The sequence below is a fragment of the Bacillus sp. FJAT-29937 genome, from assembly GCF_001509555.1.
In the GTDB taxonomy this organism is placed as follows: domain Bacteria; phylum Bacillota; class Bacilli; order Bacillales; family Cytobacillaceae; genus Cytobacillus.
This window is the reverse complement of sequence record NZ_LMAS01000015.1, coordinates 57,427-74,037: the sequence shown is the minus strand read 5'-3', so window position 1 is coordinate 74,037 and position 16,611 is coordinate 57,427. Positions and strand designations below refer to the sequence as shown.

Below are 16,611 nucleotides of genomic sequence, written 5' to 3'. Positions count from 1 at the left end.
TGGGAGGTTATTTGGCATGCCTATTTTTAGTATAGCATGAAAAACTTTATGTTTTTATTGAAAAATGTTGACAAACTATTAGCTGGTTTTAATTAAGGGTATTTTTTAAAATTTAAAAGTAAAAGAAAGATCCCGATTAACCACAAAAGGAAGTGCAAAAAATCGACCTCGAGACTCAACAAAATAGCGAATAATGTCAACAAATATTACCTTTAGCAATCCTTTTTCTAGTTGTTTTTTCCTATTTCATTAAGGTAGACTAATAGAGTGTTGTTTAAATATTCAAAATTATCACGAAAGTAGGGGGTCTATTTGTCTAGGCATTTTGTAAAGGTTTTATTTGCGTTTGCGCTTTTATTTGGGATGATCGCGCAGCCAATTGCTAGCTCAGCTGCTGCTGAAAAGAATGTGTATTATGTTAGTCTTGGGGATTCATTGGCTGCCGGCCTATCGCCGTTTGGCGAGATTGGCAAGGGCTATACTGACTTTATTGCGGAAAACTTCCAGAGCGCCGAGGTTCTCCAAACGTTTGTAAGGGATTACGCTGTACCGGGCTATACGACAACGAATGTGCTTGAAGATATTACTAATAACGTGACAAAAGGAGAAAACGCTGGAATCCAGGCTGTTTTGAGCCAAGCCACGCATGTGACACTAGATGTCGGCGCCAATGATATCTTAAAGAAAATTAAAATTGATCCGGTCAATCAAACTGTTTCTTTTGATCAAGCAGAGGTTCAGCAAACTTTTGCCGAAATTCAGCAAAACCTTGTTAAAATCGTTACAGCTATCAAAACGGTAAATCCAGATGTAAAGCTTTATATCATGGGCTATTACAATCCATACCCGCATTTGCCAGCTGAGCACCAGCCCGCTCTTAACCAATTATTAGCTTCTCTAAATTCAATGATTGAACAAATTGCGATTAAATCCGTCTCTACTTATGTTCCTACTGCAGATGTCGTCGCAAAAAATATTGCTTTTTTACCAAACCCGAAAGATATTCATTTGAGCGTGGATGGCTACAAGGCGGTCTCTGAGCTTTTCTGGAATGTGATGAAACCGGCAGCTACAGAAGAGGAAGTGGAAGTCGAAGTGCCTGCCAAGGAAGCACCGGTAGTTTATTGGGATGGCGTTATTTTGAAAAAGGGCCAGATTGGCAGACTTTCCATCCAAAAACCTATCAATCTATGGAAACGAACTGATGAGGGTCTTCAGTTCGTAAGAGTCCTAAATCCAGGTGAAAAATACCGTGTCTACCGCTATGACAACGAATTTGGCGGCCAATATTCGGTTGGCGAAGGCCATTATGTGACAAAGATAGAAGGCTATGTATCCTACCAAACTCCGTCTAAACATAAATTGCAGCTGCTGAAATAAATAAATGGGGAATATTCTAATACTTCCTTCCAATAAAAGAGTACTTGCTGGTTCGAAAAAGTCAGGTGATTTAGCTCATCATCTTAACCGATAAGCAGCTCCGTATTTGTGGGATAACATTGTAAATAGCAGTGAGATTAGGAGACCAAATCACATCTGATTTGGTCTTTTGCTATTGCTTTTAAAAAACAAAAAACTGTAACCTATTTGAAATATATTCGTCAATATATTGGAAAAAGCACGATATTAAAAGAGTGGAGCTGTGTGTATTTATGAAAAAAGGAATGATGTGGGCTTTATTTGCGGTGTTTTTATTGACCCTTACCGCATGCTCAAACAATCGAGAAACTAAGATTGAACCAAAAGTAACAGTAAAGGAAATGGCGGAACAACTACTAATACAAGTGGAACAACCAGCCTTTATGGAACTAGAGGAGGTACAAGTCAAGGAAAGTTATTATATAAATCCTAACCTTCTTGAGGAATATATAATACAAATGCCGTTAATGAATGTAACATCCAACGAACTATCCATTTTGAAGTTGAAGGACAAAAAAGATCTAGAAACTGTTAAATCTGCACTCGAAAAACGTGCTGCAGATGCAATAAGAAACTTTGAAAACTATTTGCCGGATCAATACGAAAATGCCAAAAACTATAAGATCGTTACCAATGGCAACTACATGTTATTTGTGATTTCTGAAGAATCCGAAGAACTAATTAAACATTTCAACGCCTTCTTCAGCAATAAATAACGATCATGGTATTTAGCAGCCTGACATTTCTATTTATATTTTTACCGATTGTTTTAGTACTTTATTATTGTTCACCCAGGAGGTTCAAAAACCTCCTTTTATTTTTAACCAGTTTGTTATTCTATGCCTGGGGAGAACCCATTTACATAGTTATTATGCTTTTTTCCACCCTTATGGATTACACATTTGGGTTGTTGCTCGGTAGCACAAAGTTTTCTTCGACAGGGCGTAAAGTGATTGTTGTCATTTCTATAACTTTCAACTTGTTGTTACTATCCTTTTTTAAATATGTTAACTTTCTAATCGAAAATATAAATATTCTATTAGGAACTTCCTTTCCGTTAACTGAATTAGCACTTCCGATTGGCATATCGTTTTATACCTTTCAATCAATGTCCTACATTATTGACGTATACAGGGGGACAGTTAAAGTTCAAAGAAATTGGATTGATTTTGGCACATATGTAGCTTTATTTTCGCAGCTGGTAGCGGGTCCGATCGTTCAGTACAAAACAATTGCAGAACAACTTCGCAACAGGAAGGAAAGTATAGAACATTTTGCAATAGGTATTCGCCGCTTCACGATTGGTCTAGGAAAAAAAGTTTTGCTGGCCAACAATATCGGGATTCTTTGGAATACTATTTCAAATTCAAATATCGAAACACTACCCATGTTAACAGCGTGGCTCGGGATTATTGCTTTTGCTTTCCAAATTTATTTTGATTTCAGCGGATATTCTGATATGGCGATTGGCCTTGGTTATATGTTTGGATTCCGATTCAATGAAAACTTCAAATATCCATATATTGCACAGAGTATTACTGATTTTTGGAGAAGATGGCATATCTCACTTGGCACATGGTTTAGGGAATATGTTTATATACCATTAGGCGGCAACCGCCGGGGGCTAATGCTCCAGTTCCGAAATATCTTTATTGTCTGGTTATTGACGGGATTTTGGCACGGAGCTAACTGGAATTTCGTTTTTTGGGGGCTGTATTTTGGTATCATCCTTTTGTTTGAAAAATGGTGGGGATTAAAACTTTTAAGTCAAATTCCACGTTGGATGAGGCACATATACGCGATATTACTTATATTAATAGGATGGGTTCTATTTTCATTGGATAACCTTGAATTAATCTTCGGTTACTCAAAAGCGTTGTTTGGATTGAATAATCAAGCAATATGGAATCAAGAGACATTGTATTTAGGATATACCAATGTAGTTTTATTTTTATTTCTAATTACTTTTTCAATGCCTCTAAAGAAATGGCCGAAAGAACATTCAGTGCTTAATCTTGGATGGTATGGATTTCTCTTCCTTTTATCAGTGGCCTATTTAGTAGATTCAACTTTTAATCCGTTCTTATATTTTCGTTTTTAATAGGTGAGGTGAACTTAAAGAAATGAAATCAAAGGCAGACAAGTTTTTGATATTAAGCTTCTGCACAACACTCGCGCTCGCCTTATTGCTTTTGCTATTTATGACACCGCAACGTTTTTCCGAAATGGAAAACCGACTTTTGCAGCCCTTTCCAAACTTGACCTTAGACAAATTAATATCCAAGGAATATGGAAATGAGCTAGAAAACTACTTCTCTGATCATTTTCCTTTTCGTAACCATTGGGTGATGGCCAAATCTCACATAGAACGACTGCGACTCAAAAATGAAAACAATGGTATTTATTACGGAAAAGAAGGTTATTTATTCGAAAAGTTTTTAATGCCAGAAGAACAAAAACTGCTGCAATACACTGATTCTCTAAATGAATTTTCATCGAAACATCCTAATGTAAAAATAACATTGATGCTTATCCCGACATCAGTAGGGATTTATCTAGATAAATTACCCTGGTTAGCACCTTCATACCCTCAGGACAAGGTAAACCAAAAAATAGGGGACTATGTAAAAAATACACTCACTTTTATAGATGGCTATGATTTTTTAAGTGCAGATGCTTCTGAGCCTGTTTACTATCGGACTGACCATCATTGGAACACAAATGGGGCCAATTTAGGATATTTGGCTTATGCAAAGGAGATGGGGTGGAAACCATTATCAAAAAACGAGTTTAAAATACAAACCATCAGTGAATCATTTCTAGGGAGCTACCATACTCGAAGTCAATTCAGCGGGATCACGCCCGATACCATTCAGGCCTATTTTCCTCGTAAGCCGATACAAACGAAAGTATACATTGCGGATACAGAAGAAACAGTAAATAGTCTATATAATGAAAGCTTCTTAACCCAAAAGGACAAATACTCCTATTTTTTAGGTGGAGTCCATGCCTTAATGAAAATTACGAGCCAACTAAAGCCCGAACAAATTCAACAAGAAAAACTCCTTGTAATCAAGGATTCCTACGCACACAACTTAATTCCATTTTTCACGAATCATGTCGCAGAAATCTACGTAATAGACATCAGATATTACAACGGAAATATTAGTGCATTCATGCAAGAAAACGGAATCGGTGAAGTCTTGTTTATATTTAACACCTCAACCTTTGTGAATAATTCAGAATTGTTGAAACTACGAAAATAGCAACTAAAAGCACCTGTTTCTCTAATTAAAATAGAGGAGCGGGTGTTTATTTTTGGGGAAAATATCCTTTTCAAAGCTTAATATTTGAAACTCTTAAATCACTGCAAATTATGATAAATGTTGTATACAGCAAGGAGAGTAATGAGATTAGATGTCGGATAAGGCCTTTACCGCATTTAAACAAAGACTCATTACGATTAAAAAGGATTAATGGCTCACTAGCCACTTCCTCTATCGAAATAGATTGCCTCAATGCTAATGGATGGCTTGGATAAACCGCCAAAACCATTTCATCCCCCATTAAATGAAGAGTTTCAATTTTTGGATGACTGACTTCTCGGGCTATTCCCAACGCAACCTCTCTTTTTAATACCATATCGAGAACATTGTGGGAATGGCCAGTGTGAATCGTTGGTTTTATTTTTGGAAATGACCGGTAAAAATCCTTGACCAGGATAGGTAAAAGGTAATTGGACATCGTCAAACTATTGATTAATGTCATTCCTTGGATTTAACAGAAGCTTTTTTTACAGCTGCTATTGAAGGGGATATTGAAAATTTAAAAAGCCTTTTAGAAAAGGGCATGGATATTAATGTTAGAAATAAGAAAAAGCAAACAGCTATATTAATTGCGGCCATACATAAGAAACTGGATACTGTAGAATTTTTGGCTAATGAAGGCACTGATATTAATCTGAAGGATCAAACATGTCTTAATCCATTTTTATATGGCTGTATTAAAGGGGACCTTCCTCTAGTAAAATTAATGATTAATCATGGTTCGGATTTAGAGTGTTTGACTCGTTTTGGAGGTGTTGGTTTGACTCCGGCGTGTGAAAAGGGGCATCTTGATGTCGTTCGCTTGCTATTAGCCACAACGGATATTAATGTAAACCACACCAATTTTGTCGGCTGGACACCGCTGATCGAGGCAATCATCCTGAATGACGGCGGCCCAACACAGCAAGCCATTATTAAATTATTAATTGAACATGGTGCAGACACTCAAATGGTTGATAAATATGGGGTTACCCCCCTTGAACTTGCGAGGGAAAAAGGATACTCGGAAATCGAGAAAATATTATTAGAGGCTGGGGCGGAGTAATAGTATTGAGTTTTATAATAGGCTGGGGGTGATTCTGACTCGCGGCCTTCTTCATTGAGATTGGAGAATTGGCTGAGAAAGTTCCCAAATTGGCTGACAAACGCCATGAATTGGCTGACAAATGATAAGAATTGGCTGACAACCGGACAAAATTGGCTGATAAACTTTTAAAATGATCGTCAGGTCGCAAAACTAGAGGGGAAATTCCCATTAAAAGAAGAAAACTGAAACTTGGATCTGAAAATCTTCTCAAATTGTATTTTTTAAGAAAATTACCCCCGTTTCCCAAGATTTATACGCGTATTTTCCGAAAGTTCCTCCTCTATGATAAAAATTTTTTATACCCGCTTAAATGGTCAACAAAAACCAGGCGGATATAGGTCATAAAAAATAATAGTGGTATAGTATTCGTAGCGGTAAAAAGAAAGGATGATTAAACCATGGATATAAAAGTTGTTGCAATCACAGGCGCAGGGAGCGGGTTGGGTGCTTCTCTTGCCAAGAAATATTCTGAAATGGGCAGCCATGTTTGTTTGCTTGGGAGAAACGCTTCAAAACTAAACCGGGTGGCTGAACAATTAACGGGCAGCTATTCAATCTACGAGACAGACGTTTCCTCAAAGGGCGAAGTCGAAAAAACGGTGGCGTCTATTAAAGAGGAAGTGGGCCCAATCGATTTATTAATCAATAATGCTGGATTGGGTGTATTTGATTTGGCGGAAAATCTAACGGAAGAAAATGTACATGATATGATTGATATCAATCTGAAGGGAACCATTTTTTGCACACAAGAGGTCCTGCCAAGCATGAAAGAGCGAAACGAAGGCCTCATTATTAATATTGTGTCGACAGCGGGAGTGGAAGGGAAGGTCACCGAGTCCGTTTATTGTGCGAGTAAATTTGGTGTGCGGGGCTTCACAGAGAGCCTTGTCAAGGAACTAAACGACACCGGTATTCGTGTATTCGGTGCCTATATGGGCGGAATGAAGTCCCCGTTCTGGGAGGGCATTTTAACAGAAGAGAGAATGAAAAACCTAATGGACCCAGACGATATTGCGGATATCATCATTGCAAATGCGAAGGTGCGGAAAAACCTTATTGTTACGGAGGTTATTATTAAAAATAAGATTTAAATTAATGGTATCTTATCCTCGTGAATAGCCTTGCAACTTTTGAACGTTTGCAAGGCTTATTAGGTTAGTCCACCCCGTACGCTAGTCTTTTCTTGTTGCTAAAATATTGTTACACTATTTAGAAAAGAATAAATTTGACGTGAGGGATTGGGATGGATGTAGGACAAGACCTTTTTAATGCGGCTGTAAATTTGATTAAGACAAGATTTCCTCAAGGGGATGGGTATGCTGCGGCGATGCTAACAGAAGATGGTCAAATATTGACAAGTGTTGCTCCCGAAACTTTTAATCCTTCTACCGAAATTTGTGTTGAAACCGGTGCAATCTGCGAAGCTCATAAACTTAATAAAAGGGTAACTCATTCGATTTGTGTTTTCCGAGTAGACGAAGATTCCCCTTTTCAAATCTTTTCACCATGCGGCATTTGCCAAGAGAGATTGTATTATTGGGGAAGCGATGTAAAAGCTGCCATTTCATCAAAAAAGGGTGAGGTTATTTTTAAAACCTTATCTGAGCTTCAACCATATCATTGGTATAAAATAATTGAAGAAAAATAGAAAATGTAAGTCGGCAGAAATTCGGGCTTTGAATTTCACAGTTGGACGATAATGTGCAGCAGGATGGAATCACAACATTTAAACAAACTCTTAATATGTGCTTTCATATTTTGGCTGACACCCAGCTTTAAAAATTTGCTGGTATCCGCTCATTTTTGGCGCCGCTTATGGAATTGGCTGATAAACTGCCAAATCTGGCTGATAAAATATCAAAATTGGCTGACAATCACCAAGAATTGGCTGACAAACTACTCAATTTGGCTGATAACCCTCCAAATCTGGCTGATAAATCTTGAAGAGACCTCCTTCAGGTGTCATTTTATATTGTTTCAGCCCCGTGTCAGAGGAAATTTATATAATTTAATAGAAAAGGAGAGTTAATCATAAAGTACTCTCCTTTTTTTCTGTATATTCGATCATCATTTGTAATTATCTCCACTAGGACTTTTTCTCTTTACAAAAAACCTTGTTACTTTAACACCATTTCATAATCTTGGGTTTTTTATCTTATAGATTGCAAATTAGTTTATAAATGCTTTCCTTTTAAAACGCCTTTAGGTACAAAAAACTTAAAAGGGCTCTCCAAAGCCAGAAAATCGACTTTAGGATGCCCCTTCAATTATTATAGCAATCCTTCATTCACCATCATTAAAATATCACTTTCTGCTTGTAAAATATCCTTTTCGGCTCTAATGGCGATTTGTTCAGCTGCCTGTTGCGCCTCAGTAATAGCAGCTGTTTCATCCACGGTGTGGATTTTTCTATTTTCCATAATCACTTGTCCATCAATAATGGAAGTTTCTACTTCGTGTCCACGTGCGGAATAGACTAGGTTAGGGACAATATTTCGAATCGGCTTTGTGTAGACCGGGAAGAAGGATGGATCTTGTAAATTAATAATGATCAGATCCGCTTTTTTTCCTTTTCGGATCGATCCGACTTCATGATCAATTCCCATTACCTTCGCTGCTTCAATGGTTGCCATTCTTAAGGCCATGGTGGCATTAAAAACTCTTGGATCCGCTAGTTTTACTTTGTTTAAGATTGCTGCAAATTTCATTTCATTTATCATGTTGTTACAGTTATTGCCTGGAGCTTGGTCGGAACCTAAGCAAGCGACACCTCCTGACTGCAGGAAGTGGTAAACAGGGGGGACTAGACCATCAATAATCCCTATACTGCCGGAGCAATAAACCATGCCGGCACCGCTTTTAGCAACTTTTTCAGTTTCTTCATTTGTGGCTTCCGTCAAATGTACAGCAATTAATCTATCATTTAAAAGTCCATGTTCTTCGAGAAAATCGATGGATCTTTTGCCGTAACGTTTTATCATTTGATCAATTTCTCGATCACCTTGAGCCACATGCATATGAAGTTTTGTATCGAATTTCTCTCCATACCCTTTGATCTCATTAAGTAATTCTAAACTCATCATATCAGGACCATGTGGACCTAAAATGGCTGTAATTCTTTCATTTTCACTCCCATGATGCTTTTCAAATAATTCGAGGTTTCTTTTCAGTTTTGTATTTCCAATAGATGGATTGAAAGGGTATAGCTCCCCAACCGGTAAATCACCCACGTTATCTGGAATTTCATTAACGAGTTCAGCTAGTCGCGCTCTGGCACCAATCTTTTTATAATTCTCAACGATTAGGTCCATTCTTCCATCGTAATCACAAAAGGTTGTTGTACCAGATTTAATTCCTTCAATAATGTTTACCATTGAACCTTTAACGCTTTCTTCCGGTTGCAAATGCTTTTGAAACGGCCAAAGGCCCTTTTGCATCCAGTTTGACATATCCTGAGCGACCCCTCGGAAAATAGCAATTCCCGTATGGATATGTGCATCAATAAAACCAGGTGTTACTAATTTGTTGGCTGCATCTATGATTCTATCAGCTTTATAGTTTCTATTTATTTCATAGGTACTTCCGACCTCTTGAATAAGGTTTCCTTTAATGGCAATGGAACCGTTTTCTATAAACCCGACACCTTTTCCTTCCATTGTAAGAATATGTGCGTTTTGTATAATCAGATCGACTTTCAATCCACTTCGCTCCTTTTTACATACTGATATTTAATGAATTTCTAGAGTGCTTTGCTTTCTTATTTAGGAGATAGAGAGCTATAAATGTTGTAACTGCTGTTGTAATGATTCCTAGCCAGCCGACTGTTGCACCGGCTACAATAAATCCTATTAATGTACAGACCGCGATTAATATGGCATAAGGAAGCTGAGTTCTTACGTGTTCAATGTGATCACATGCTGCACCAGTTGAAGCAAGAATAGTTGTATCTGAGATAGGTGAGCAATGGTCGCCGAACAAACCGCCGCTAATAACAGCCCCAATGATCAGTGGGATATGAATGTCCATCGTTACTGCCATTGGAATAGCAATCGGCATCATAATTGCAAATACTCCCCAGGAGCTTCCTGTTGCAAAAGCAATCAAAGAGCCAAGTAAAAAAATTAAAGCAGGGACAATAAAAGAAGGCAAGTAGTCACCGACAACGGAGGACATGTAGGCACCTAACTCCATTTGACCTGCAATTTTCCCAATGGACCATGCCAGCACAAGAATCATCGGTACAATCATTAAATTAATGATTCCTTGCGTGAACTCATCAAAAGCAGACTTAATCGTATGAAGCTTGGATGCAACGGAAATCACACCTGCACCAATCGAACCAGTTAAAAATCCACATGAAATGGCTAAAACAATGTTTGCATTAATAAATGCGCCTCTAAACCCATTTTCTGCTATATTCCCTGTCCAAAAAATAACTGTGAAAATCGTGATGAATAGGAGCAGCATTGGAATTAAGAATTGATGGAATTTAAACGTATGTCCTTCTGGAAACTCGTCCGTTTTTTCCGTAGCTACCAATGGCTTGTCATTTTCTCCTAACACTTTACCAGTCTCAATCGCTCTTTTTTCTGCATGATACATAGGGCCGATATCCAGACCGGTATTGATTACATATAAAACACCAATCATCGCAAATAGTCCATAAAGGTTATAAGGAATCATTTGAATAAATAATGTCCAAGGGTTGTCCGTTAAACTTAATGCTGTAATTTGAGTTGCAATCAGTCCGGTTATGAATGGGCCATAACTGCTGATGGGTGACATAGATGCAAGGGAACAGCCCATTGAGTCTAAAATGTAAGCCAGCTTAACCCGGGAAACGTTTAGCTTATCTGTTAATGGTCTCATAATCGTTCCCAGGATAAGAACTGGCTCCGTATAAGAGAATAGAAATGCACTGCCCCATGTTACATTTTGTGCCTTTCTTCTTGTGTTTACTTTTTTCGTTGCCACCTGAGCAAAGGCTTGGGCAGCCCCAGTCACTCTTAAAATATGAATAAATCCACCTGCTAAGCTTACTAAGATTAGTAGCCCCGCATTCCACGGATCGGCAATGGAGGGAATCATATAATCAGAAATACCTTTTGCAAATCCTGACAAAGGATTCCAAGAATTAATAATGGTGGCCCCAACCCATACTCCAATAAATAGAGATAAAATAGTCTGTCTCGTTAGTAAAGCAATAACAATGGCAACTAATGGCGGCAATAGCGATAAAACTCCAAATTCCATACATTTTCCCCCTTTATAAATTTTTTAAAAGTAATCCTTTTCTACGGTGCTGAATATTTCAAAAATTGGGCCTATGGGAAAAATATAACACAATAAATTCAAAATTCAACAAAAATATTAATTGTATTTATATTTTATTAAACTACGTTGCGCTTTTGGTTGTGTATGTATGGAATTAAGTACAAAAAAACAGAGAAGGCTGCTGAAAAATGTTTCAGCAGCTTTCTCTGTTTATTAATTAATGGGTTCCCAAGGAGTGCCTGTCCAAATAGCCACTGCAGGAAGACTTCCTGGATTTCGAAAAGCGTGGGGATGTGTACTATCGAAATAAATACTATCTCCTTGTTTCAGAAGATACGATTTATCGCCAATAAGGACCTCTAATTCCCCCTGTATGACAACTCCGCCTTCTTCTCCATTATGGGGATGAAATTGGAGTTCTTCTCCCTGATCCGGGCTAACCGTAATTTCAAAAAACTCAATTTTCCGTCCAGTAAGCGGGGCTAACACTCTGTATTGAACATTTTTATGTCTCATTTTGAGTATTTCCTGCTCATCCCGTTTAGAAACGATAACGGATTGTTTTTCAATACCCTCAAAAAAGTAGGATAGAGATACATCAAATAAAATACTTAATTTCCACAACGTATCAAGAGAAGGTTTTGCTTTTCCTCTTTCTAGTTGAGAAACCATACTCTGGCTTAAGCCAATTTTCTCTGCAACCTCATCTACAGTTAATTGGGAATTCTTCCTTATCGAGCGAATTTTCTCTCCTATCATCCCGACCGGAAGTTCAGGTCGAATTAAACTACTATCCATTATTTATTCCGCCCTTCCGGCAACTATTATCTAAATATATCTTTTACACATTGAGTTATTATAGTGATTAACCTCTTAAGGAAGGTCGATCATTAGTATTTTAAATATTCTTAATGATTATACCATACAGTTTTGAAAAAGAGATAATATAACAAGGTGAGATTAATAATTATACTTAATCCTTTAAAAGCTGATAAGAGCGGTTTGAAATGTCCGATGGGTCAATTCCTTATGTTTGCGGACTTAGGATCCGCTGATATGAACAAAACTGTCAAGCTTCTACCACTTTTCCCTTGTTTTTTGGGTTTTTGGGCAGCCTTAATACAGAAGCCTTTGCTGCTTCTTTGTGGAAGGTTAACCAATTTGGTTAGACTATCTCCTTCTCATCTTACAGACCATTCCTCAAGCTATAACTAACTTGAGATCCTATCCCAGGATGAGAAGGAAGATTAAGAACACGGCACGAAGGCAAAATCTTTTAAACACCGGTCGGCATTCTGATATACGTGGGTTCTCACATTTTATCTCTCCGTGCAAGGACTTTTCACGAACTATTTACGTGCGTTCACTATTAAAAGCTAGCACAAGCGGAACTCGTGAATTTTCCTCTACGGTTTTTTACTTTGCCTCCGAGCCCTGTTCTTACTCCGTTTAGTAATATTTCCAATTGACTATTAGTGCTATAGCGTAAACTTGAACAAATAACAATTTAACTTTGTAATATTACTTAATTTGCAGGTAATTCTTCAACTTCTTGTGCTATTGCCCAAATGAATCCTGCTAATTCCCGAGCTACTGCTGTAATCGCTGTATTACTTGATTTACCACGAGACAATAATCGGAAATACTTTTTATGCAGTCTTTGTTGGGCTTTCCACGATATCGCCTGAATGAAGCCTGGTTGTCCATCTTGCCTTCTCTTTAATCTATCTCGAACAGCCGGTTGATACCGATAACTCCAGGACGATTCGATCAGTAAGCGTCGGGCATGAGTGTTTCCTGCCTTCGTGATTTTCCCTTGCCTTCGTATTTCCCCACTAGAACTTTCACTTGGTACTAGACCTAAATATGCCATTAGTTGTTTCGGTGTACGAAACCGTTTAAACGAACCAATTTCGGCAACTAGACTTGTCGCTGAAATAACAGCTACCCCACGTAAACACTGGAGTGCTTGAATCATTGGGGCATGTACACCTTCATCTGCCTGAACTTGTATTTCCTCTTCTAAACGTTTTAAACGTTGCTCTACTTCCTGTAGAGCCTGCAGGTATTCTTGGAAAGCAACCCGTAAAGAAGAATAATCAAATTTTAATGTATAGATCCACTCACGATATCTAGATGACCAATTTCTTCCCACTTTTTGTGGAGGGCGAATATCATATCGAAGGAGTAGTTTAGTAATCCGATGCTTTACACGTAACTCATCTTCTTTTGCATCTTCTCTAGCTCTTACAAGATCACGTAAGGCTTCATCTTCTTTGGTTGGCACATATACCGAAGTTAATTCTCCTGCCCGATACAACTGGGCTAAGCGAATGGCATCTCTTTTATCTGTTTTTACTCGATCACCTGGCTTTTGTGGAATTAAAGTTGGTGCGATTACATCACAGTGAATTCCCATACTTAAAAATAAGCGGAATAATGGATATCCTGTTGGTCCGGCTTCGTAACACACTCTAAGATTTTCTTGATCTCCTAATTTTTTTACTAGTTTTCTGATTTCCTCAGGAGTGTTCGGAATCATTCCATAATATCTTGGTTTTTCTCTACCTTGATCTGCAATTGCGACAGCAATTTTTTCTTTCGATACGTCTAAACCTACAAATTTTGTGTTATCCTTCATAATAAGGCTCCTTTCGTAATGTAGCTCTGATTTGGTTATTGTTTTTGCATTAAACAGTCTAACCAAGTTAACCTACGTTTTTACGATTAAGGAGCCAGTTTTGTTCATGATAACTATTTTGCTAAAAAGCAGTGGATTCCCAGTGTTTTTTAGCATATAACGAACTCGGTGTCCGCTTGGCCTAAATACGTGGTTAATTTCACCAAGAGGATGTTTATTCACACCCGCTGTCACTAGGGGAGCAGCTTGTCGTTTTTTTACTAGACAATACAAACTATTTTCCGAGATTGAAAAAGTAAAAGGCATTTACGGGGCAGAGGGACGCATCCTTTGCTACAATTAAATTAAGGGACTTGTCCCAATAACCCCGCCTAGGAGAGGAGTTTTTGAGAATGGCAGTCTTAAATCGTGAAAAAGGTATTATTTACGAGTTTAACAAAAATCAAAAGCCGATTATGACAGTATCTTCAGGAACAACAGTTGAAATTGAAACTTATGATTGCTTTAAAGATCAAATTGAATCTAGTGAAACAGTCGTGACTGAGATTGACTGGAATCAGATTAATCCTGCAACCGGGCCAATTTTTGTTGAGGGAGCAATGCCTGGTGATGTTTTAAAAGTAAAAATTGAAAAGCTCGAGGTTGGAAACCAAGGTGTCATGGTTGTCGGTCCTAATCTTGGTGTAATGGGGCACCGTATTAGCCAAATGGAGGCAAAGATTATTCCTATCCGCGACGGGAAGGCAATTTTTAATGAAATTGAAATTCCTATGAATCCGATGATTGGGGTTATTGGGGTTGCACCAGAGGGTGAAGGCGTCAATTGTGGTACACCGGGTTCTCATGGCGGAAATATGGATAATAAGATGATTACAGAGGGAGCGACTCTTTATTTTCCTGTTTTTGCGGAAGGTGCCTTATTTGGATTAGGTGATTTTCATGCTGCCATGGGGGATGGAGAAATTAGTGTTTCCGGTATTGAGGTTCCGGGTAAGGCTACAGTTACATTAGAGGTTCTAAAAGGGGTAAAGCTTCAGAATCCAATGCTTGAAAATGATGAAGTTTTTACACAAATTGTCTCCGCTGTGACACTAGATGAAGCAGTCAAACTTGCAACGGAAGAAATGGCCGATCGACTAGTTGAGAAAACAGGTTTGCCGATCAGTGAAGTGACTATGCTTTTAAGTGCGGCAGGCCAAGCCGAGATTTGCCAAGTTGTGGATCCCCTCATGACTGCTCGCTTTGTTGTGCCGAAGTGGCTGTTGAAGCAATTGAACGTGGAATTAATTTAAATGGTGGATTAGTATTTGCTGGTGGGGCGGGGATATTGTCCTCCGCCTCACCAAATTTTTTGTATGAATAAAAGGAAAAAAGGGGGAACCTCTCAAATTCACATTCATTTGCAAATGGGGAAAGTAGATCCCGTGAGTAACTCCTATTTAGAAACTACCGAAGCAAATGAACCATTATTTAAACAGGAGAAGCATCCTAGTCATAAATAATTGCCACATTACCACCCAGCATACTCCTTCACCAGATCCATATTAATATGCCCCTGCTCCATATCAGAAAAAGCCTGATCCAAAATCGATATCGCTAAGTCTATTTCCTCTTTTGTTATAGTCAGAGGCGGGGTGATTTCGATGACGTTGCTATGGATGCCAACGTAAAAGACTAGCAGACCTAATTCGTAGGCACGATAGCAGATGGCCGCAGTTTTTTCGGCTGCAGGAGTTTTGGTGATTCTGTCTTCTACAAGCTCGACGCCGATGGCAAGGCCTTTTCCGCGGATGTCGCCAATCCATTCGTATTTTTTCTGCAGTTCCTTCAGATGCTGCATAAAATAATCACCATTTACCCGGGCATTTTCCACAAGTTGTTCATCCTCGATTACCCCGATATTTTCCAACGCAGCCGTACTGCAAACAGGGTTTCCGCTTGTGGTGAACATATGTATCGCTGTGCCAATGTCCAAAATTTCTTTTCTGGCAACGACTGCACTGATTGGCAGGCCGGCGCCCAACGATTTTCCGAGAACGACAGCATCTGGAACGACGCCGCTATGTTCGAAGGAGAACCATTTTCCTGTTCGGCCTAAGCCGACTTTTACTTCGTCAAAAATAAGGCTGATATCGTAACGGCTACAAAGCTCCTCTAGCCGCGGCAGAAAATCATCCGGTGGTACGAGCAGCCCACCATCACTCTGGATGCCCTCCATAATAATCCCGGCTGTATGCTCCGGCGGACAAATGGTTTTGAAAACCTCTTGTTCAATGTAATCAATCACTTGGTCGGTTAAGCGATTTGTTTCGCCGAATGGCGGGCGATAGGTATTTGGAAACGGAATTTTCGCCACATTGCCGCTTCCGATAAAACCAGCTTGAGCCGGATGGCCGGAAAGGGAGAGTGACCCCATTGTTTGTCCATGGTAGGACCCCATAAATGAAATCATTCTTGAGCGTTTTTTCTCAAGGGGGATTAGCTTGGCAATACAGTCATTGGCATCTGAGCCGGAATGGCCAAACCACACCTTTTTTGAAAAGTCTCCTGGAGTGATCTCAATCAGCTTCTGGGCTAAAGAAACCATCGTTTCCTCAGGGGCGGAAAGCTGCGAAGTGAAGGACAATGAATCATACTTTTCCTTGATTTTGCTGCTGACCCGAGGGTGGCCGTACCCGATATTGGCCACTGCCCAGCCTGCTGCCAGATCGATGTATTCTTTACCAAATTGATCGGTAATTCTCGTTCCCTTAGCGGATTGAACCGCGATCGGATAAAAACGGATTTTTAAACTATTGGCAATGACTTGATCCTCAGCAGTAAGAAATGGATTCTGCAAATTGATTCCCTCCTAGTTATAGTAA

General features: G+C 38.9%; 13 protein-coding genes and 2 pseudogenes. 9 read left to right on the top strand and 6 right to left on the bottom strand.

Annotated elements, in window-relative coordinates; translation table 11 throughout:
* Positions 1-363 precede the first annotated feature (363 nt).
* From AR328_RS23620 to AR328_RS20745, 5 genes and pseudogenes are all read left to right on the top strand, one after another.
* Positions 364-1,032: pseudogene (locus AR328_RS23620) on the top strand (SGNH/GDSL hydrolase family protein); the annotation flags it as partial.
* An 84-nt stretch (positions 1,033-1,116) separates the two neighbouring features.
* Positions 1,117-1,380: pseudogene (locus tag AR328_RS23615) on the top strand (bifunctional 2',3'-cyclic-nucleotide 2'-phosphodiesterase/3'-nucleotidase); the annotation flags it as partial.
* A gap of 272 nt (positions 1,381-1,652) precedes the next feature.
* Positions 1,653-2,135: a DUF4358 domain-containing protein gene (locus AR328_RS20755; RefSeq protein ID WP_066301385.1), complete on the top strand. Its 483-nt coding sequence runs from the start codon at positions 1,653-1,655 to the stop codon at positions 2,133-2,135.
* A gap of 5 nt (positions 2,136-2,140) precedes the next feature.
* Positions 2,141-3,520 carry an MBOAT family O-acyltransferase gene (locus AR328_RS20750; RefSeq protein WP_066301383.1) on the top strand — a complete coding sequence of 460 codons (1,380 nt, stop codon included), beginning with the start codon at positions 2,141-2,143 and terminating at the stop codon, positions 3,518-3,520.
* Positions 3,521-3,659: 139 nt separating this feature from the next.
* Positions 3,660-4,685: a DHHW family protein gene (locus AR328_RS20745; RefSeq protein ID WP_231735063.1), complete on the top strand. Its 1,026-nt coding sequence runs from the start codon at positions 3,660-3,662 to the stop codon at positions 4,683-4,685.
* A 70-nt stretch (positions 4,686-4,755) separates the two neighbouring features.
* Here the strand turns inward: AR328_RS20745 and AR328_RS20740 are convergent, their stop codons facing one another.
* A complete protein-coding gene (locus AR328_RS20740; protein ID WP_197414505.1) occupies positions 4,756-5,163 on the bottom strand; it encodes a LysR substrate-binding domain-containing protein in 408 nt (135 codons plus the stop codon).
* 27 nt (positions 5,164-5,190) lie between these two features.
* Here AR328_RS20740 and AR328_RS20735 point away from each other — a divergent pair, with 27 nt between their 5' ends.
* The 3 genes from AR328_RS20735 to AR328_RS20725 all read left to right on the top strand — a co-directional run bounded on the left by AR328_RS20735 (position 5,191) and on the right by AR328_RS20725 (position 7,480).
* Positions 5,191-5,790, top strand: coding sequence for an ankyrin repeat domain-containing protein (locus AR328_RS20735; RefSeq protein ID WP_066301374.1), 600 nt, complete (start codon positions 5,191-5,193; stop codon positions 5,788-5,790).
* 440 nt (positions 5,791-6,230) lie between these two features.
* A complete protein-coding gene (locus tag AR328_RS20730) occupies positions 6,231-6,923 on the top strand; it encodes an SDR family oxidoreductase (protein ID WP_066301373.1) in 693 nt (230 codons plus the stop codon).
* 152 nt (positions 6,924-7,075) lie between these two features.
* Positions 7,076-7,480 carry a cytidine deaminase gene (locus AR328_RS20725; protein WP_066301371.1) on the top strand — a complete coding sequence of 135 codons (405 nt, stop codon included), beginning with the start codon at positions 7,076-7,078 and terminating at the stop codon, positions 7,478-7,480.
* A 622-nt stretch (positions 7,481-8,102) separates the two neighbouring features.
* Here AR328_RS20725 and AR328_RS20720 read toward each other — a convergent pair.
* The 4 genes from AR328_RS20720 to AR328_RS20705 all read right to left on the bottom strand — a co-directional run bounded on the left by AR328_RS20720 (position 8,103) and on the right by AR328_RS20705 (position 13,747).
* A complete protein-coding gene (locus AR328_RS20720) occupies positions 8,103-9,530 on the bottom strand; it encodes an amidohydrolase family protein (RefSeq protein ID WP_066301369.1) in 1,428 nt (475 codons plus the stop codon).
* A 16-nt stretch (positions 9,531-9,546) separates the two neighbouring features.
* Entirely contained in the window at positions 9,547-11,085 is a 1,539-nt protein-coding gene (locus AR328_RS20715) for a Na+/H+ antiporter NhaC family protein (protein WP_066301363.1), read from the bottom strand.
* 234 nt (positions 11,086-11,319) lie between these two features.
* On the bottom strand, positions 11,320-11,904 hold the full coding sequence (locus tag AR328_RS20710; RefSeq protein WP_066301360.1) for a helix-turn-helix domain-containing protein: 585 nt from the start codon (positions 11,902-11,904) through the stop codon (positions 11,320-11,322).
* A gap of 727 nt (positions 11,905-12,631) precedes the next feature.
* Positions 12,632-13,747, bottom strand: a complete 1,116-nt coding sequence (locus AR328_RS20705) for an IS110 family transposase (protein ID WP_066301358.1) — start codon at positions 13,745-13,747, stop codon at positions 12,632-12,634.
* A 392-nt stretch (positions 13,748-14,139) separates the two neighbouring features.
* Between AR328_RS20705 and AR328_RS20700 the strand changes: the two genes are divergently transcribed.
* Complete coding sequence (locus tag AR328_RS20700; RefSeq protein ID WP_066301356.1) at positions 14,140-15,039, top strand: acetamidase/formamidase family protein; 900 nt, start codon at positions 14,140-14,142, stop codon at positions 15,037-15,039.
* A 218-nt stretch (positions 15,040-15,257) separates the two neighbouring features.
* On the opposite strand, the gene AR328_RS20690 is transcribed toward AR328_RS20700, so the two are convergent.
* Positions 15,258-16,586, bottom strand: a complete 1,329-nt coding sequence (locus AR328_RS20690; protein WP_066301346.1) for an aspartate aminotransferase family protein — start codon at positions 16,584-16,586, stop codon at positions 15,258-15,260.
* Positions 16,587-16,611 lie beyond the last annotated feature (25 nt).